General features: G+C 62.7%; 18 protein-coding genes. 9 read left to right on the top strand and 9 right to left on the bottom strand.

The window, feature by feature from the left end; all coding sequences use genetic code 11:
• Positions 1–40 precede the first annotated feature (40 nt).
• Positions 41–880 (top strand): universal stress protein, encoded by an 840-nt coding sequence (locus tag V1293_RS04975; protein WP_334507211.1) that lies wholly within the window; start codon positions 41–43, stop codon positions 878–880.
• Positions 881–928: 48 nt separating this feature from the next.
• Here the strand turns inward: V1293_RS04975 and V1293_RS04970 are convergent, their stop codons facing one another.
• Positions 929–3,634 (bottom strand): bifunctional acetate--CoA ligase family protein/GNAT family N-acetyltransferase, encoded by a 2,706-nt coding sequence (locus V1293_RS04970; protein ID WP_334507209.1) that lies wholly within the window; start codon positions 3,632–3,634, stop codon positions 929–931.
• A gap of 219 nt (positions 3,635–3,853) precedes the next feature.
• Here V1293_RS04970 and V1293_RS04965 point away from each other — a divergent pair, with 219 nt between their 5' ends.
• Entirely contained in the window at positions 3,854–4,060 is a 207-nt protein-coding gene (locus tag V1293_RS04965; RefSeq protein ID WP_334507207.1) for a YgaP family membrane protein, read from the top strand.
• Between the two features lie 11 nt (positions 4,061–4,071).
• Here the strand turns inward: V1293_RS04965 and V1293_RS04960 are convergent, their stop codons facing one another.
• The 6 genes from V1293_RS04960 to V1293_RS04935 all read right to left on the bottom strand — a co-directional run bounded on the left by V1293_RS04960 (position 4,072) and on the right by V1293_RS04935 (position 10,932).
• Positions 4,072–5,943: a PHA/PHB synthase family protein gene (locus V1293_RS04960; protein ID WP_334507205.1), complete on the bottom strand. Its 1,872-nt coding sequence runs from the start codon at positions 5,941–5,943 to the stop codon at positions 4,072–4,074.
• A gap of 12 nt (positions 5,944–5,955) precedes the next feature.
• Complete coding sequence (locus V1293_RS04955) at positions 5,956–6,324, bottom strand: hypothetical protein (RefSeq protein ID WP_334507203.1); 369 nt, start codon at positions 6,322–6,324, stop codon at positions 5,956–5,958.
• Positions 6,325–6,491: 167 nt separating this feature from the next.
• Positions 6,492–7,328 (bottom strand): universal stress protein, encoded by an 837-nt coding sequence (locus V1293_RS04950; RefSeq protein WP_334507201.1) that lies wholly within the window; start codon positions 7,326–7,328, stop codon positions 6,492–6,494.
• Between the two features lie 147 nt (positions 7,329–7,475).
• Positions 7,476–8,378 carry a CHAD domain-containing protein gene (locus V1293_RS04945; RefSeq protein WP_334507199.1) on the bottom strand — a complete coding sequence of 301 codons (903 nt, stop codon included), beginning with the start codon at positions 8,376–8,378 and terminating at the stop codon, positions 7,476–7,478.
• Between the two features lie 2 nt (positions 8,379–8,380).
• On the bottom strand, positions 8,381–9,952 hold the full coding sequence (locus V1293_RS04940) for a bifunctional aminoglycoside phosphotransferase/ATP-binding protein (RefSeq protein WP_334516623.1): 1,572 nt from the start codon (positions 9,950–9,952) through the stop codon (positions 8,381–8,383).
• Positions 9,949–10,932, bottom strand: coding sequence for a zinc-dependent alcohol dehydrogenase family protein (locus V1293_RS04935; RefSeq protein ID WP_334507197.1), 984 nt, complete (start codon positions 10,930–10,932; stop codon positions 9,949–9,951). Before V1293_RS04935 ends, V1293_RS04940 begins: the two co-directional genes overlap by 4 nt.
• A 158-nt stretch (positions 10,933–11,090) precedes the next feature.
• Between V1293_RS04935 and V1293_RS04930 the strand changes: the two genes are divergently transcribed.
• Positions 11,091–11,819 (top strand): CBS domain-containing protein, encoded by a 729-nt coding sequence (locus V1293_RS04930; protein WP_334507195.1) that lies wholly within the window; start codon positions 11,091–11,093, stop codon positions 11,817–11,819.
• Positions 11,820–11,852: 33 nt separating this feature from the next.
• Here the strand turns inward: V1293_RS04930 and V1293_RS04925 are convergent, their stop codons facing one another.
• Positions 11,853–12,278: a CBS domain-containing protein gene (locus tag V1293_RS04925; RefSeq protein ID WP_334507193.1), complete on the bottom strand. Its 426-nt coding sequence runs from the start codon at positions 12,276–12,278 to the stop codon at positions 11,853–11,855.
• 25 nt (positions 12,279–12,303) lie between these two features.
• Complete coding sequence (locus V1293_RS04920) at positions 12,304–13,131, bottom strand: universal stress protein (protein ID WP_334507191.1); 828 nt, start codon at positions 13,129–13,131, stop codon at positions 12,304–12,306.
• A 264-nt stretch (positions 13,132–13,395) separates the two neighbouring features.
• Here V1293_RS04920 and fixL point away from each other — a divergent pair, with 264 nt between their 5' ends.
• The 6 genes from fixL to V1293_RS04890 all read left to right on the top strand — a co-directional run bounded on the left by fixL (position 13,396) and on the right by V1293_RS04890 (position 18,292).
• On the top strand, positions 13,396–14,937 hold the full coding sequence (fixL, locus tag V1293_RS04915; protein ID WP_334507189.1) for a sensor protein FixL: 1,542 nt from the start codon (positions 13,396–13,398) through the stop codon (positions 14,935–14,937).
• On the top strand, positions 14,921–15,538 hold the full coding sequence (fixJ, locus tag V1293_RS04910; RefSeq protein WP_334507187.1) for a response regulator FixJ: 618 nt from the start codon (positions 14,921–14,923) through the stop codon (positions 15,536–15,538). Before fixL ends, fixJ begins: the two co-directional genes overlap by 17 nt.
• 106 nt (positions 15,539–15,644) lie before the next feature.
• Complete coding sequence (locus V1293_RS04905) at positions 15,645–16,019, top strand: response regulator (RefSeq protein ID WP_334507185.1); 375 nt, start codon at positions 15,645–15,647, stop codon at positions 16,017–16,019.
• A gap of 120 nt (positions 16,020–16,139) precedes the next feature.
• On the top strand, positions 16,140–16,841 hold the full coding sequence (locus V1293_RS04900) for a helix-turn-helix domain-containing protein (RefSeq protein WP_334507183.1): 702 nt from the start codon (positions 16,140–16,142) through the stop codon (positions 16,839–16,841).
• Positions 16,842–16,886: 45 nt separating this feature from the next.
• Complete coding sequence (locus V1293_RS04895; protein WP_334507181.1) at positions 16,887–17,141, top strand: hypothetical protein; 255 nt, start codon at positions 16,887–16,889, stop codon at positions 17,139–17,141.
• Between the two features lie 515 nt (positions 17,142–17,656).
• A complete protein-coding gene (locus V1293_RS04890) occupies positions 17,657–18,292 on the top strand; it encodes a DsbA family protein (protein ID WP_334507179.1) in 636 nt (211 codons plus the stop codon).
• Positions 18,293–18,322: the final 30 nt, after the last annotated feature.

The following is an 18,322-nucleotide window of genomic DNA, read 5'->3' as shown; positions in this document are numbered from 1 at the left end:
TGACGGGACGCTAACTTGGTTCCCGGAAGAGGAGAATCCCATGGCGGTCAAGGACATTCTGCTGACACTGACGAGTTATCCCGATCCCATCCCGGCGGCGATCGCCGAGGATGCGGTGGCGATCGCCGCAACCTTCGGCGCTCATCTAGCGGCGGTGGTTTGCGAGGTGCATGTGGAGGTACCCGGACACTTCCTTTCCGGCTCGACCGCCAATATTCCCGGGATCATTGCAGGCGAAATGGAAAAGAGTCGGAACAGCGCCAAGGACATGCTGGCTGCATTCGACGCCGCGGCAAACAAGGTCGGCATTCTGCACGAAACCTATTTAGAAAAGTGCCCCACCTTCGCTGTGCCCGATCTGCTGGTAGACCATGCGCGGCTCCGCGACCTCACCATCGTGCCGGTGCCGGAAAGCTACGACCAGCGGTACGCAGAAGCCGTGATATTCGGATCGGGGCGGCCTACCCTCGTTCTGCCAGAGAGTCCGGGGAGGCGCCCGTTCGAACTGGGGACCGTCGCTATCGCCTGGGATTTCAGCCGCGCCGCAGCCCGCGCGGTTTCCGATGCCATCCCGCTGCTCGAAAAGGCCAGGAACGTGCGGATCGTCACCGTCATCAACGAAAAGAAACTGGATAGCAAGCATTCCGCCGAAGCACTGGCAAAGAACCTGGCGCGCCACGGCATCGACGTAGTGCTCGACAAGGTCGATGCCGGCGGCCGGCGGATCGGCGACGTGCTCGAAGCCTACACCGTTTCCCATCAGGTCGACGTTCTCGTGATGGGCGCCTATGGGCACGCGCGCTGGCGCGAGTTCATCCTCGGCGGCGCCACCAAGAGCCTGCTGTCGAGGCCGCCGCTCCCGATCCTGTTCTCGCATTGACGGTACGCTGACTTCGATCCGAGGCGAGCCGCATCGGATCGAGCTGGTTTAAAGCGCCAGCTTGACGTTGCAGATGTCGTGCTCGACCGGATCTGACTTCACCTCGAAGCCCAGGCTGCGGCACATCGCGAGCATGACCGTGTTCTCGGCCAGCACGTCGCCGGAGATGGCTTTCAACCCTTCGGATTTTGCGTATTCGATGATCATCTGCATCAGGGTCCAGCCGAGGCCCCTGCCCTTGAGGTCCGATCTCAACAGGATCGCATATTCGCCGCTCTCATAGATCGAGTCCGAATGAATCCTGACCACGCCGACCAGCTCGTTGGTCGTCTCGTCGAATGCGACAAAGGCCATCGCTCGGGCATAATCGAGCTGGGTCAGGCGGGCGATGAATTCATGAGAAAATTCCTTCATCGGGGCGAAAAACCGCAGCCGCAGGTCGTGCATCGTGACGTGCTTCAACATCGCGTGGATCAGCGGCTCGTCCTCGGGCCGGATCGGGCGAACGAACACGCGCCAGCCGTCCTTGACCTCGATGTGACGCTGCCATTGCGAGGGATAGGGCCGCACGGCGAAATTCGCCGGGCCCGAACCGCGAAACTTCCGCGCCACGCGGCCGATCACGACGCGGGCGTCGACGGCGAGCACACCGGCTTCATCGGCCAGCAACGGGTTAATGTCGAGCCCGCGGATTTCGGGAATGTCGGCGGCCATCTGCGCCAGCTTGACCAGAACCATCGCGACGGCATCCGGCTTCACCGCCGGCACGTCGCGATAGGCGCGCAACAGCCGCGAGACACGGGTGCGCTCGATCAGGCTGCGCGCCAGTTGCAGGTCGAGCGGCGGCAGCGCCAGCGCCAGCGCCAGCGCCTTGTCGTTGATGATCTCGACCGCCGTGCCGCCACGGCCGAATACAACGACGGTGCCGAAGGTGGGATCGTCGGCCAGGCCGAGAATCAGCTCGCGCGCCTTTGCCCGCACCACCATCGGCTGCACCATCACGCCCGAAATCCGCGCCTCCGGCCGCAACGTCCTTGCGCGCGCGAGAATATCGGCGGTCGCCTTGCGCACCGCATCCGCGTTGGTGAGGTTGAGCACGACGCCGCCGACATCGGATTTATGCACAATGTCGCGCGACATGATCTTGAGCACGACGGTCGAGCCCTGCGCAAGGATTGCATTTGCATGGGCGACCGCCTCTTCGGCATCGGCGGCGGCGAAGATCGGCACGACGGCGATGTCATAGGCATCGAGCAGCCGCTTGACTTCGATCGGATCGAGCCAGGAGCGGCCATCGGCCAGCGCCGCGGCAACGATCTGCCGCGCCGCGTTCGTATCGGGCGCGAACTCGCTCGGCATCGCCGGCGGAACCTGCGCCAGCGCCTCCACCACCTCGCGATGGCGCACCAGGTGCATAAAGCCAAGGACGGCGTCGCCGCCGGTCTGATAGTTCGGAATTCCTGCGCCGCTCAGCAAGTCGCTGATCGACTGGTCTGCCCCGACCCAGACCGCAAGCACGGGCTTTTGCAACATGCGCCGCTCGGCGCGATATTTCCCGACCACACCGACCACGGCCGCTGCAATGTCATCGGCGCGGGCAATCGCCGTCTGGACATTCATCACCAGCACGGCGTCATTGCTTGCGTCGGCCAGCAACGCTTCGAGCGCCGCGGCATAGCGCGCGGGATCGGCGTCGCCGACGATGTCGACGGGGTTCGATTTCGACCACGTCGGAGGCAACACCGTATCGAGTGTCTCGCGGGTCGCAGGCGAGATGTCGGCGGGAATGCCGCCGAGTTCGACCAGCCGGTCAACCGCCAGCACACCGATGCCGCCGCCATTGGTCAGGATCGCAAGCCGCTTTCCGGGCGGTGATTTGAGCCGCCCGAGCGTCTCTGCGCAGTCGAACAATTCGCGAAGATCCGATACGCGCAGGACACCGGCGCGCTGAAACGCGGCGTCGTACACCGCATCGGCCCCGGCCAGCGCGCCGGTATGGGTTGCAGCCGCCCGCGCGCCTTGTGCCATCCGGCCTGACTTGACGACCACGACGGGCTTGATCCTGGCGGCCGCGCGCGCCGCCGACATGAACTTGCGCGCATCCTTGATGGCCTCGATGTAGAGCAGGATGGCATGAGTTCTTTCATCCAGCGCGAAGTAATCGAGCAGATCGGCGATATCGACATCGAGCTGGTCGCCGATCGAAACGATGCCGGAGAAGCCGACGGCGCGCTGTGCCGCCCAGTCCACCATACCCGCGGCAATGGCACCGGACTGCGAGATCAGCGCCAGATTTCCCGCGGCCGGCATATGCGCGGAAAAGCTCGCATTGAGGCTGACGCCCGGCATCATGATGCCCAGGCAATTCGGGCCGATCAGCCGCATGCCGTATTTTTGCGCCGTCCGCTCCGCTGCCTCCGCTGGCGAACCCGGACCATGCCCGAGCCCGGCGCTGACGATGACCGCACCGGCCGCACCACGGCGGCCTGCCTCGTCGATCAGACCTGCGATGGTCTGCGCCGGCGCGGTGAGGACGACAAGTTCGGGCGCAAAAGCCAGTTTTGCGATGCTGCCAACGCTCGCAACACCATCGATCTCGTGATAGCGCGGATTGACGAGGCCGAATTCGCCCTTGAATTGGGCTTTGCGAATATTGTTGAGGATGGCGCGGCCGACCGAGCCATGGCGCGGGCTGGCCCCGGCCAGAGCGACGGAATGCGGCGAAAGCAGATTCTTCAGGCGATAGGTGGACATTGGTGTTTCGTACCCGGCGAGTCACGGTCCCTGTGAACAGGTATGGCGCGCAATGTGTTCCAGGCGCGGCATGTTAACCCGGACACGACCTCAGCCCGATGACAACTCTGCTGACGCCTTCCCTTAGCTTTGACGGCCAACTTATTGTTGAGACAGATCAATGCCGGCAGCGGCATTGCATGAGAGGCTTGCCGCGGCTCATTCACTGAGAGGGCTGCGATGCCGGTAAATATTGGAACGTTGGATCAATATATACGGATCGTCCTGGGGTTGGCGCTGATCGCCTACGCTTTCCAGGACGGCCTCGCCATTCAGGGCTGGCACTGGGCCGGGCTGCTCGGCATGGTGCCGCTCGTGACGGCCTTCTTCAGAAGCTGCCCGCTTTATGTCGCCCTCGGCATTTCAAGCTGCCCCGTCAGCCAGTAGAGCCGCGCGAATCAGTGGCGAACGTAATCGCCGGGCGCCTCAGGCAGGTTCTTCGTCTGTGCAGCGTCGGTTCCCATGCGCGGCGGTTCGGATGGCTCGCCTGATCGTGCGGAGAGCCACTTCGTCCATTCCGGCCACCACGATCCTTCGGCTGATGCCACCGTGTTCAGCCATTCGTCAGGACCGGTATAGGTGGCGTGCGCCACCTCGGTCTTGATCCGGTAAGTATGTCCCGGTTCGCCGGGCGGCGCCACGATTCCCGCATTATGGCCGCCGCTGGTGAGAAGGAAGGTTACGTCGGCATCCACCTGGCGGTGGATCTTGTAGACAGACTTCCACGGCGCGACATGATCGTGAAGGGTGCCAACCACGAACATCGGCGTATGAATATCCGACAGCGAGATCGGCTTGCCTTCGACGAGATATCGCCCGCCGGCAAGATCGTTGTTGAGGAACAGCTTGCGCAAATACTCCGAATGCATCCGGTATGGCAGGCGGGTCGCATCGGCATTCCAGGCCATCAGATCGCTCGGCACCGCCCGCTCCCCCATTAAATAGTCGCGGGTAAGCCGCGACCAGATCAGATCGTTGGAGCGCAGCAGCTGGAACGCGCCCACCATCTGCGTGGTATCGAGCACGCCGCGTTCCCACATCATGTCTTCGAGGAATGCGACCTGGCTTTCGTTGATAAACAGGGTCAGCTCGCCGGCCTCGGTGAAATCGGTTTGCGCGGTAAGCAGGCTGACCGACTTCAGCCGATCGTCGCCGTCGCGCGCCATGGTGGCGGCAGCGATCGATAGCAGCGTGCCGCCAAGGCAATAACCCAACGCATGCACCTGACGGCCCGGTACGATGTCGCCGACCGTATCGAGCGCGGCTTCAACGCCGAGCTTTCGATAATCGTCAAACGCGATTTCGCGGTCGGCAGCATCAGGGTTGCGCCACGAGATCATGAATACGGTGAACCCTTCGCCCGCAAGATATTTCACCAGCGAGTTCTGCGGCGACAGATCGAGAATGTAGTACTTCATGATCCAGGCCGGCACGATCAGAACAGGCTCCGGATGCACCTTTTCGGTGGTCGGATAGTACTGGATCAGTTCGATAAGTTCGTTGCGGAATACGACCCTGCCGCGCGCCGTGGCGACCATCTCGCCGACAACGAAATCGCCGGTCGCGACGGGGCCAAGGCTCACGTCAAGGCCCGCCGACATCAGGCGTGTCCAGTCGCTGCAGAAGTTTCGCCAGCCGCGCACGAAATTGTTGCCGCCGCTCTCGAATGTTCGCCGCAGCACTTCCGGATTGGTCGCGGCAAAATTGGAAGGCGACATCACGTCCAGCATCTGCCGGACCGAGAATTCGACGATCGCCTCGTTCTGCTTCGCGACGCCGCGCAGGCCCGTGGTCGCGTTGTGCCACCATTGTTCGCCGAGCAGAAAGGCCTGCGCCATCAGATTGAACGGCGGGTGCTCCCATTCCGGCCGCCCGAAGCGTTTGTCGTGCGGCTGCGGCTCGATCAGCGACCACGGTCCCTGCCCAGGCGAGAAGAAACGCTGCGCGGCTTCGAAGAAGCGCTCGGTGTCGACCAGGGCTTCCTGCGCGATCTCGATCCGCCGCTGCGGCGACGAGGCCAGATGCATTAGCCAGTCAGTATAAGCCAGCAACAACGCGGCCGGCGAAATGCCGCCGCTCAGGCGAGCGAGCATGGCATGCAGGGCGCGGTCGGCCTGATATGTCTCGACGTCGGCCGCGCCTTCCGTCGGCGGTGAAACCTGCGGTTCGATCGGCGCGACCGGCTGCCGTTCATCGCCCTGATCGGCCATACGCGCGCGAACCGGCAAAACGGTAACTTCCGCTGTCGGCAGTGTCGATTTCTGGTGCATGTTCCTGGCCGATCAGTTGAGATCGCGGCCACTGATCAGCTTCGACGTGGCCGCGATCATCCGCTCGCCATGCCTGAACAGCCGTTCGGAGTCGCGGCGAAAGAAGTCGAGTTGATGCTGGCCGCATTCCTGGTACATCGTCTTGACGTCCCTGACGGAATGCGCGGCCGCCATTTTCGCGACGAACTCCGTGAACAGATGCATCTCGGTGCGCGTTCGCTCCAGCATTTCGTCGGCGAAAAACACCCATTCCTCGAACATCATCTTCTGCGCGCCAAGCATGAACTGCAGCGCGCCCTGGTTCAGTTTGGTGGCTTCCGCTTCTGCATTTGCGACGGCTGGAAAGGAACCGGAAGCGGCCCGTTCAGACAGCTCTGCCATGACAATCTCCGATCGATCTCTGAATTTCTCCCGAAACGATATTCACTGGCGTCGGGCCGAACATTGAGGTGCATCAAACTGGCGTCATTGCGACCTTAGCCGCAGCCAAGGAGGTGCAACTCAAGGAACTCTCCGGGACGAAAAGTCACACCGCTGCGCACCCGAGATCAGTGCGACATCAGGACCGGTACGGTCATGCAGTCGAACATGCTTCGCGTGACGCCGCCCAGAATGCGCTCCTGCAATCGCGAATGGCCGTATCCCCCCATCACCAGGAGGCCCGTACGGCTTTCAGCCGCAACCGACAGAATGGCGCCCTGAACGTCGCCGCGATCCGCCGTCAGCCGCTGGACCCGGGCCGCAATGCCGCGCCGCCCCAGATGCGTGGCGAGCTGGTCCGAGGAAGCATCATCACCCGCCGCTTCGTTGACCGCAATCACGGTCACGGCCTTCGCGCCCATCAGGAACGGCATCGCATCGCGCACGGCGCGGGCGGCAAGGCGGCTGCCGTCCCAGGCGATGCCAACATGGTGGGCGTCGAGCGCTCCCTTGTGGATATAAGGAACCATCAGCATCGGCCCGCCGGAATTGAACAGGATCTGCTGCGGAATCTCGTTGTCGTAGCTGGTCTTCGCGAGTTCCGGCTGCAGCACGATCGTCATGTCGTAGAGCCGGGCAAGCGCCCCAATTGTCTGCCCGGCTTCGGCCGGGATCGCCGCGAAGGTCCTGGTACCGTAAGCGATTTGGGCCAGCTTGGCCTCGATCTCGAATACGGCGATCGCGGCGTTCGCCCTCTCCTGCGCGCGCTCCTGTTCGGCCCCTATCACGGCGGCCACGGCGGCGCCGCCGCCCTCGACAAGCATCCCGGCGGCGCTCATCGATTCATAGCCGATGGCGACCGCATCGAGATGCGACCGGCGCGCAATGGTCAGCGCGACAGCGACATCAATCACCGGCCTGACCGGACGCTCGGAGGGAATATGAACCAGAATGTTCCTGAACATTGCCATTCTCCCACACATTCGAGGGAACTTGCGGCCCCCGTCCGGGTTGCTGCCGGGGCGAGGGTAACCGATGGACGACTGGCCGACGTTGACGCACATCAAGCGCGGGCGGGCAATTCCGGGCGGCCGCGCATGCGAACCGTGGCGTCAGCAGGCTCCGGCGCGCTTGAGGTCAAGATGCGCCGCGACGGCGACGCCGAGCAGCTTTTCCCTTCGACGGCGATAGCCCGGCGGATGCTTCTTGCCTCGTTTGCCATTATCGGCCTGCGGCGATCCGCCGGCAAGGCCGGCGAAGCGCTCGAGATCGCGCATGTCGCCCAATGCGCGCTGCAATCGTTTCGCCGGCCGGTGCAGGTGATCGAATTCGCCCCGCCCCCGCAGCGCGACGGTTTCGGTCAGCGCTTCCAGCATGTAGCGGAAGCGTTTGGCCTTGATCCGCAGCCGGTGACGGCGTGACGCACCCAAGGCCTTCAGGTGCCGCCCCTTGCGGACCAGCCGTTCGCGCCACCGGTTGAGCTCGCGCAAGCAATAGGGTTGCAGCGCCTCCGCGTGCCTGCGCCGCTGATAGCGCGCCAGCCAGGGTCCTTGCCTGATCCAGCCTGCCAGTGCGGCGATGAGACGTTGCGTACGAACGGAACGCAGGCAGCGAACCAGGCGGCGGTGGTCCCGCGTCTGCCGCTGATCGAGCTGCTCGCCGATCATGCGCTGCGCCCATGCGCCATATCGCTTGCGGCGCGCATATTCCACGACGACATCGCTGTCGCGCGCAGCGCCGAGCGGGCCATTCAGCCAGGCGATTTCCTGCTTCAGACGCCGCCATTCCGCATCGACTACGATCGGCGTAAAGAACGCCACGGCGGCGCGCAACCGCGTGATCGCGACACGGATCTGATGCACCGCCTCGGCATCGCCGGCACACGCGCTGCTGTGATGGGCCTTGATATCAGCGACGCAGCCGAGCGTCATGGTCTGGAACGCGGTTGCACAGTCAAGACCCGCGGCTTCAGCGGCCTTGTCCCGGCTGGACGTTCTGGTTGGACGGCCCCTCATCGTCAGCGTTCACCCGGCACTCCAAAAAGGGAGACACGGGCGCTGCGAAGCGACTGGTCCGGCGTCCCCGAGGCATCGATCATATGCCAGTTTACCGCGCCGATCGTGAAAGTCTCCTGCTTCAGGGCAACATTCCGGGTTGCATCCGACGCATCACCCTTGCGCTGCTCGATCCGAGCCAGGCGCGTCGCGAGATCCGCCGTGAGGAACAAACCGACGAAGCGTACGCCGCACGTTGTCGCAAGACCTTCAACTTCCGTCCGTTCCGCGTCCTGCAGGTAAGCGGCATCGAGCACAACCGAACAGCCTTGGGCGAGGACACGCTGCGCGGTGCGCGAAAGCATGCCGTAGACACGCTCCGTAGCATCGGGCCGATAGGCGGATTCCGGCAGAGCCGTGGTTTCAGCAATGCCGAAGAGATGCTTGCGAACGACATCCGAGCGGACAATGACCGCGCCGGGCGGAGGCTCGAGCAGGCCCGCGAGCCCGCGCGCAAGCACCGACTTTCCTGTCCCCGACAATCCGCCGATCGCCACAAGCAGCGGCGGACTGGGTGTGATGAGCCTCCCCGCCAGATCGAAATAGCGCTTGGCCTCCTGCCAGACCGCGCCGCCCTCACCGGCCTGATCGCTTTTCATGAACAGCACATGGGCGCGGATCGCCGCCCGCACCGACAGAAACAGCGGCAGCAGACGGAGGCCATCGAGACCTTCATCCCCTGCCCCTGCAAGGTAGCGATTGAACACCTCGTTTGCCGCCGCAGCCTGATTGAAGTGCATCAGATCCATCAGCGTAAAGGCGAGATCGTAGAGCACATCGGTCGTCGCGATAACGGGATCGAATTCGATGGCATCGAACAGTACCGGCCGGCCGTCCACCAAGGCAATATTGGCGAGATGCAAATCACCGTGGCAGCGACGCACGAACCCTTGCTCGATGCGCTGCCTGAGTAGCGGCTGCAGCGTCGTCGCCGCATCGCGGCTGGCGGTATCGAGTTGACCGATGGCAACGGCATCAAGTCCGCGCACGGTGCGAAACCTTGCTGTATTGCGTTCGATGATGGGTGGAATGGACGCAAGCCAGCTTTCGCCGTCCGCGCGTGGCGCCTTGTCGTGGGATCGCAGAACCGCATCGGCTACGGCCGTCGCAAGGAATGGATCGATCACCTTCGACGCTGCGACACAGTCGAGCGATTGCTTCTCGTCGAACCGTGTCATTTCGACCGCCCATTCGACGGGAGTGCCGGAGCCGTCGATTTCGAAGGCGCCGTCGGAATTGCGCGTGATAGCGACAATGCGCCGGTACAGCTCGGGAGCGTTGCCGGCGTTGACCTTCAGTTCATCCTCGCAGGCACGCCTGCGCTTCTCCAATGTCGAATAGTCGAGGAACGGCAAGCGCACGGCCCGCTTGATCTTCAATGCCCGATCGGCGCCGAGAAAAACCATCGAGGCATGCGTGTCGATCCGCTTGCCACCCCCGGCCGGGCCGAAGCTGGAACCATCAAGGAAGTCGAGCACCTGCTGCTGCAGGTCAGCCTCGGTTGCGGCTGTGTCGGCGGGCGGTCGCACCGTCATGGCAGCAGCACGGCGGCGCCGGTGATCTGCCCGGCGCGCAGCTTGGAGAGGACTTCGTTTGCTTCCCGCAACGGAAACACGCTGGTGTGCGTTCTGATACCCGCTTGCGCCGCGATCTCGAAGAACGCGGTCCCGTCGCCGCGCGTGAGGTTGGCGACCGAAAGCAGCTGCCGTTCCTCCCACAGGATCCGGTAGGGGAACGAGGGAATGTCCGACATGTGAATGCCGGCGCAGACCACGCGCCCGCCTTTGCGCACGGCGCGTAACGCAAGGGGCACGAGATCGCCCACCGGCGCGAAAATAATCGCGGCGTCGAGCGGCGCCGGAGCCGAGTCCTCCGATGACCCGGCCCATTCCGCGCCGAGCGATTTTGCAAGACGCTGCGCCTCGACATCGCCGTTGCGGGTGAAGGCATAGACCGAGCGCCCCTGCCAGCGCGCCACCTGCGCGATGACATGGCCGGCCGCACCGAAGCCAAAGATGCCGAGATGCTTTCCATCGCCCGCCATGACAAGCGAGCGCCAGCCGATCAGGCCGGCACAAAGCAGAGGTGCGATGGCGACATCGTCGCCGGCCTCGCCGAGCGGAAAGCAATAGCGGGCGTCCGCCACCAGATGCGTGGCAAAGCCGCCGTCGCGCGTGTAACCGGTGAAGCGTGGGCGGTCGCAGAGGTTTTCCTGGCCGCTCCGGCAATAGCGACACTCGCCGCAGGTATAGCCCAGCCAGGGAACGCCGATCCGCTCGCCAACACGAAGCGAGGTCACGCCGGGCCCAAGCGCGTCCACCCGGCCAACTACCTCATGGCCGGGCACGATCGGATAGGCGATGTCAGGCAATTCTCCATCGACGACATGCAGATCGGTCCGGCACACGCCGCAGGCGCCCACCTTGACGCGCACATCGCCCGGCCCGACGACGGGATCCTCTCGCAGCTCAAACCGCAGCGGCGCGCCGGCCGCTGTCAGAACCATGGCGTGCATTTCGTCCAATTTTTTCCTCACGCAAGCGTATGCAGCCTAACCAACTGCGACCAAGCTGCGTTTGATCCTCGTCAATCGAGCCCGAGCAAACCCTCTCTAACATGGCGACGTCGGCAGCGCCGCGCCAGCCCACGATAAATGGAACAGGAGAACGTCACATGCGCGCCCATCAGATCATGACCCGGTCCGTCATCACGACCTCGCCTGACACCACCATCCTCGAAGCCGCGAAAACCATGCTGCAGCATCATGTCAGCGGACTGCCGGTGGTCGACGCGGCCGGAAAGCTGGTCGGCGTCGTCTCGGAGGGCGATTTCATTCGCCGCAGCGAAATCGGCACGCAGCGCAAGCGCGGCCGCTGGCTCAAATTCCTGCTTGGCGCCGGCGCAGCCGCAACCGATTACGTTCATGAACATGGCCGCAAGGTTTCGGAGGTCATGACCACCGATCCGATCACCGTCGTCGAAGACGCAACGCTGGAACAGATCGTGACGTCGATGGAGACCAATGGCGTCAAGCGTCTGCCGGTGATGCACGGCGGCAAGCTCGTGGGCATTGTCTCGCGCGCCAACCTGCTGCAGGCGGTCGCAAGTCTCGCCCGTGAAATCCCCGACCCTACGGCCGACGATGACCACATTCGCAGCCGCGTCATCGCCGCGATCGAGAAGAATGACTGGAGTCCGTTCGGCCTCAATGTTATCGTGCGCGACGGCATCGTCCATCTCAGCGGCGTGATCACCGACGAGAGTTCACGGCAGGCGGCCATGGTTGCCGCGGAGAACGTCGCAGGCGTGAGGAAGGTTCACGACCATCTGTGCTGGGTCGACACCATGTCCGGGATGTATCTGGAATCGCCCGAAGACGTCGAGATGGCAAAGGCCGGCTGAGCGGGAGCCGGCACTTCCGCCGCGCGGAGCGACTTATCCGCGCGTGCTCTCGGTCAACGCACGCATGATGTCCTCGCGCGCGATGATCCCGACCAGCCGCTGTTCGGCATCCAGCACCGGGAGACTGTTCATCCGGTGGTCCATCATCAGCTGCAGGACGCGGGTCAGTTTCGTTGCCGGATCGACATAGATGAATTCCGGGGTCATCACATCCGTCACCATGCGCGACAGCAGGTCATCATAGGCCGGAACCATGCGGCCGGGGTTGAATGCAAAGCATTTCAGGAAATCGAAATTGCTTACGACGCCGACGATGTCATCGCCTTCGCGCACCGGATAGCAATTGAAGTCATCGGCCTCGAACATCTTGTGCAGCTCGCGCATGGTGGTGTCGCGCGTAACCGTCTTCACCTTGCGCGTCATATATTGCCCGGCGGTCGCTTCGAGAAATCTATGCACGGGGGTTCCTCGTCATTTTGCATCCTTAACGGGACAGGAACGCGCAGCGGCGCGATTCAGTTGCAAGGTGGCGCGTAACGCCGCTGAGCACCCATTCGCGGAAGCGCGAATGGCCGTAAGCTCCGGCAATCACCGCGCCCGCTCCGATATTGGCAGCGATGTTCTGGAGTTGCCCGGTCACGCCGCAGGCCTGTTCGGGAACGACCGTGTTCGCCGCGATGCCGTGGCCGCGCAACCAGGCCGCCACGTCAGCAACACGCCCGAGCGCATCCGCGCGGCGACCGTCCTGCTCGGGAATTTCCGCAATAGTGACTTCCTTTGCGGCAGCCAAAATCGGCAACGCGTCGAACACGGCCCGCCTCGCCTCGCGCACATCCTTCCAGGCGACCAGAACGCTTCTCAGATCGAGCCATTCCACCGTTGATGGCACCACGATGAGCGGCCGGCCCGCCTGCATCAGCAGATCGCTCGGGTCCGCAGCCACGCTGGGGTCGACGAGGGTCTCCGGGCGGGCGCCAATCACGAGGATGTCGGCGGCTCGCGCCTGCTGCAGCATGTAGGGCACAGGTAACGTCCGGGCGGAACGCCACTCCACCGCTGTTGCGCGCCGCTCGACCGCAGCGCGAAACTCCGCTTCGAGCTCCGACAGCCGTCTTTCGATCGCGGCGGCCTCCTCATCGAAGAGCTTTTGCGCGAAATCGCCTTCGGCAAAATACATTGGAGGCCTGATGTCCGAGGCGGCAACGCCGATGATCCGTGCCCCGAACCGTTCGGCGACATCGCCGGCTACCCGGAGACAGGCATCGTTGCGCCGGTCCATCGCCAAACCGACCATGACGGTTTTGTAGTCCATAACTGCTCCACCCTTGAGACGAAATGCCGTCTGGCCCTTGCCCACACCGCGGCATCCTAGAGATTCGCCACTGTTCGAAGCTGACCTAGATCAAGAATGCACCCTCGGCTCTTCCGGCAATCAGAACCCAGCAGGAATCTGCAACGGAAGTTAAAAAATACTCGTTATATCAATTAGATATTCGAATTTCATAACTTCGGTTCGCAGCTATTTCACACGCTCGATTTAATGCGGTATCTGATGAGCAGGAGCAGAAAGCGAAGCATGATCGATCCTGACCGCCCCCTTCGAGATCAAGATCCGCTCGATCAGAACGCGCGCAGCGGCGCCGAGGGATCGGGCGTCGGCGCCTGGGATCTCGAGTTGTCGACCGGGAATTTGAACTGGTCCACCGCCACCCGAAAACTCTTCGGCGTCGGACCGGATGCGCCTGTCGACTACGATCTCTTCCTTTCCCTGCTCGATTCGCAGGATCGCGATCGCACGGCGAGCGCCATGCAGGAGTCGATCGATACCGGGTGCAATTTCGACGTTCAGTATCGGGTCCACCGGCATTCGGATGAGGGGCACTGGGTGCGTGCGGTTGGCACGACCATCAACGGTCCCAATGGCGCCCCTGCCCGGCTCAGCGGCATCATGATCGACATCAACCGTGAGAAGCGCCTTGAGCACGCGGTCAGGACGCGCGAGAGCCATTTTCGCTCGATCCTGGATACGATCCCGGATGCGATGATCGTGATCGACGAGCATGGCATCATGCAATTCTTCTCCAGTGCTGCCGAGCGTCAGTTCGGTTACCGCGAATCCGAGGCGATCGGGAAGAGTATCAGCGAGCTGATGCCGGAGCCGGATCGCAGCCGTCATGACGGCTACATCGCCCGCTATCTCAAGACGGGCGAGCGGCGCATCATCGGCATCGGGCGCATCGTCACCGGCATGCGCAAGGACGGCACGACATTTCCGATGCATCTCACCATCGGCGAGATGCATTCGGCAGGAAAGCCCTTCTTTACGGGCTTCGTCCGCGATCTCACCGAGCAGCAGCAGACCCAGGCTCGATTGCAGGAACTGCAATCGGAACTGGTCCACGTCTCCCGTCTGAGCGCGATGGGCGAGATGGCTTCCGCGCTCGCCCACGAACTCAATCAGCCGCTGTCAGCCATCAGCAATTACATGAAAGGGTCGCGCCGCCTGCTGGCGGGCAGCACCGACGCCAACGCGCCGAAGATCGAAGCGGCGCTCGATCGCGCCGCCGAGCAGGCAATCCGCGCCGGCGACATCATCAGGCGATTGCGCGACTTCGTCGCCCGCGACGCATCCGAGAAGCGCGTCGAAAGTCTTTCGAAAATGATCGAAGAGGCCGGCGCGCTCGGGCTCACCGGCGCCCGGGAACAAGGCGTGTTTCTGCGGTTCAACCTGGACCCGATATGTGACCAGGTGCTTGCCGACAGGGTCCAGATTCAGCAGGTCCTGGTCAACCTGTTCCGCAATGCGCTGGAAGCCATGGCGGTCTCGGCGCACCGTGAGCTGATTGCCTCAAACACCAGGGCCGCAGATGATATGATCGAAATTGCCGTATCCGACACCGGGCCCGGCTTCGGGGGCGATGCGCTTACACACCTGTTCCAGCCATTTTTCACGACGAAGGAGACCGGCATGGGCGTCGGCCTGTCCATCAGCCGCACCATCATCGAAAGCCACGGCGGCCGGATGTGGGCCGAAACCAACAAGTCCGGCGGCGCGACCTTCCGCTTCACGCTGCCCGCTGCGCACACTAGGGATGTGACCGATGCCGCCGAGCGCTAAAGTTTATGTCATCGACGACGATCCGGCGATGCGCGACTCGCTGGATTTCCTGCTGGGCTCGGCCGGCTTCAACGTGCGTATTTTCGATTCCGCACAGGCTTTCCTGAACGAGCTTGCGAACCTGGAGGCCGGCTGCGTGGTCACGGACGTGCGCATGCCGGGCATCGACGGCATGGAACTGCTGCGTCAGTTGAGTTCGGGCCCGCGAAAGCTCCCGGTCATCGTCATGACCGGCCACGGCGATGTGCCCCTCGCCGTCGAGGCGATGAAGCTAGGGGCGCTCGATTTTCTAGAAAAGCCGTTCGGGGATGACCGGCTGATCGGCATGATCGAGACTGCGCTGGCGGAGCGCGAGAGCGGTTCGAAAAGCGAGGCGTTGTCGGCCGATATGGCCGCCCGCGTCGCCAGCCTTACCCAGCGCGAACGCCAGGTGATGCAGGGACTGGTGACGGGGCAATCGAACAAGGCCATCGCCCGGGAGTACGATATCAGCCCGCGCACGGTGGAGGTCTATCGGGCGAATGTGATGACCAAGATGCAGGCCGGTAACCTTTCCGAACTGGTGCGGTTTGCGATCCGGGCAGGCGTCGTCGAAGATTGAGCCAAGTCAATTCGAGGGTTGGGAGAACGTCTATTTTGTCGGTATGATCGACACCCGAAACAGCGCCGCCGGTGAAGCCGGAATAGGCCTTCCCTCCAAAAAATCGATGATTTACGTCGTCGATGACGACTACGACGTCCGGACATCGCTGCGATTTCTGCTGGAGACCGAGGGATTCGACGTCCGTACGTTCCGCAGCGGGGTCGCGTTGCTGGGATCTTCAACCCGCAACCGAGCGGATTGCCTTGTCGTTGACTACAAGATGGCGGAACTCGACGGTTTGGAACTGGCCTACCGGCTGCGAAGGCTCGATGTTTCCACCCCGATCATCCTGATCACGGGCTATCCGGACGAAAATATCGCGGCCAAAGCAAGCTCGGCCGGCGTGCGCCAAGTGCTCCTGAAGCCCAACCTCGAGGGCAACCTGGTCGATTGCGTTCGAAACGCGATTGATGCGGCGGGTCCGGCGGGTCAGCCTTGAAATACCGGTCGGCCCCCTCCGCAAAATCCCGTAAGGGGTCCCCCTTAGGATATCGACCCAAATATCGGGCAGCAAAAATCCCGGTTACACCAAAGCCATCCCGCATCGAGGAGATGGCAAATGCTCACCCAGACGATCACCGCCCCGGCAGTCCAGGCCAAGGTTTTCCCCACCCCGCGCGCCCAGAGTGTTCCGGTCGTCGACCAGTTCAGCGTGATCGCAACCTGCGCAGGCGTGATTGCCACCGAGTTTTCCTACCGCAAGGACGAGGAAATCTACGGTGAGGGCGAGCCTTCCGAATATGTCTATCAGGTGGTCCGCGGCGCGGTTCGCACCTACAAGCTCCTCAGCGACGGACGGCGCCAAATCGGCGCGTTCCATCTGCCCGGCGACGTGTTCGGCCTCGATGCCGGTTCGACCCATCGCCTGACCGCTGAAGCGATCGCTGAAACCACCGTCCGCCTGGTAAAGCGCCGCAGCCTGGAAGCTGCTGCGGGATCGAATGTCCAGGTCGCCCATAACCTCTGGACCATGACCGCCAGCGATCTCCGGCACGCCGAGGACCACATGTTGCTGCTGGGCCGCAAAACCGCGATGGAAAAAGTTGCCACCTTCCTCTTGGAAATGGACCGTCGGCTCGCCAAGGCCGCCATGATGGCCCTGCCGATGTGCCGCCGCGACATCGGTGACTACCTCGGCCTGACACTGGAAACCGTTTCGCGGGCGCTTTCACAGCTCAGCGACCAGGGCGTTCTGGTGTTTTCCAGCGCCCGTCAAATCGTGCTCCACAACCGCCAGCGGCTGGCAGACATGGACGCATGAGAGTATAAGCTGGCCGACAGCGTGCCGGAAGGAAGGGAGTGCAAGATGAACAATTATCGCGTCTCCTTCTACAAGGATCTCTGCAATTCCGACGGCCACAACTTCAAGTGCCTGCAGCGCCAGATCGAGGTCCAGTCGGTTGGTCCCGCCCAGGCGCTGGTGTTGGCGGAGCGGTTGGTCGACAACGAACGTCTGAATGCCGATTGCGTCGAAGTCACGCACCTGGCGGATCATCCCGAGTTCGAACATCCGGCGTGCTATACGCCTGCCCCCGGACACGCATGGAATCGCGTTGCGTGATGTACTGACCGCGCGATCAATCGAAGCCTCTGGAATCGCAGCCTTGGGAATCGAAGCATTGGGAATCGAAGCATTGAGGGCCGCGCGCCTGCGCGCGGCCGGCTCCCGTCGCGCTTGTCCTCAACGCTGGCGCGCCGACGGCTTGATCCAGGTCAATGCGAGCGCTGCCAAAAGAGCGGAATGTCGATCTACATGATGTCCGACGATGATGTCCGCATCATTCGGCGATCTCGCCGTTTTCTCCTAAGACTGCCCCGCCATCGCTGGTCGTATAGACCGCGTTGCGGGGCATTTTTATTGCTGCCCGCAAATTCCAAATCGCTCCGGCCGACACCGACGACTTATCGATTGGATCCGGCTTCTCGATTGGATCTGGCTTCCAGTTCGCGGACAGCCTTGGAGCCGTGCGACGCCGCCTGCATCGCCTCGTCGATATCGGCGCACAGGTCGCGAAACCAGCAAATTGGCGGATATGACGGCTTGCCACCTCTCGTCAGTTCGTTTCGGAGTAACTGTTGAACGTTCGTCACCGCATCGCCTTTACCGTTCTCCTCGCGTTCGCGTCGCCGGCTTTTTCTGGTGCAGCCATCGCGCAAAGCGCGATCGCTGCAGCGGTCGCCAAACCGGTATCGCTGCCCGACATTGCCATCGGATCGGCGAAAGCACCGATCACCCTCACCGAATATTCGTCGATGAGTTGCCCGCACTGCGCAGCCTTCGGCCAGAATGTGTTCCCGATGTTGCGATCGAAATATATCGATACCGGCAAGGTGCGTTTCGTGTTCCGCGAATTTCCGCTCGACATCAAGGCTGCCGCCGCTTCGATACTGGCGCGCTGCATCGGCAAGGGCGATTCCGAAAAATACCTCAGCGCGGTCGAGACCATGTTCAAGCTGCAGGACCGCCTGATGGCGCAAACCAAGGATACGCTGATCTATGCCGGCAAGCAGCACGGAATGAGCGAACAGGACGTCGAGACCTGCGAGAAAGACCAGGCGCAGTTCGACAAGCTGACCGCCGACCAGCAATACGCCGTTCGGGAGTTGAAGGTCACCTCGACGCCGACGTTTTTTCTAAATGGTGTGCGGCTGCAGGGCTCGATGCCGTTCGAGGAGCTGGAAGAGCGGATCAAGCCGTTGCTCAGGAAGTAGCGGTCGCATAGCAGTCACCCCTTGCCCGGC

This window comes from Bradyrhizobium sp. AZCC 1693 (assembly GCF_036924745.1).
Lineage (GTDB): Bacteria > Pseudomonadota > Alphaproteobacteria > Rhizobiales > Xanthobacteraceae > Bradyrhizobium.
Note: the sequence above shows the minus strand (reverse complement) of the source record. Positions and strands in the feature narration are given on the sequence as shown.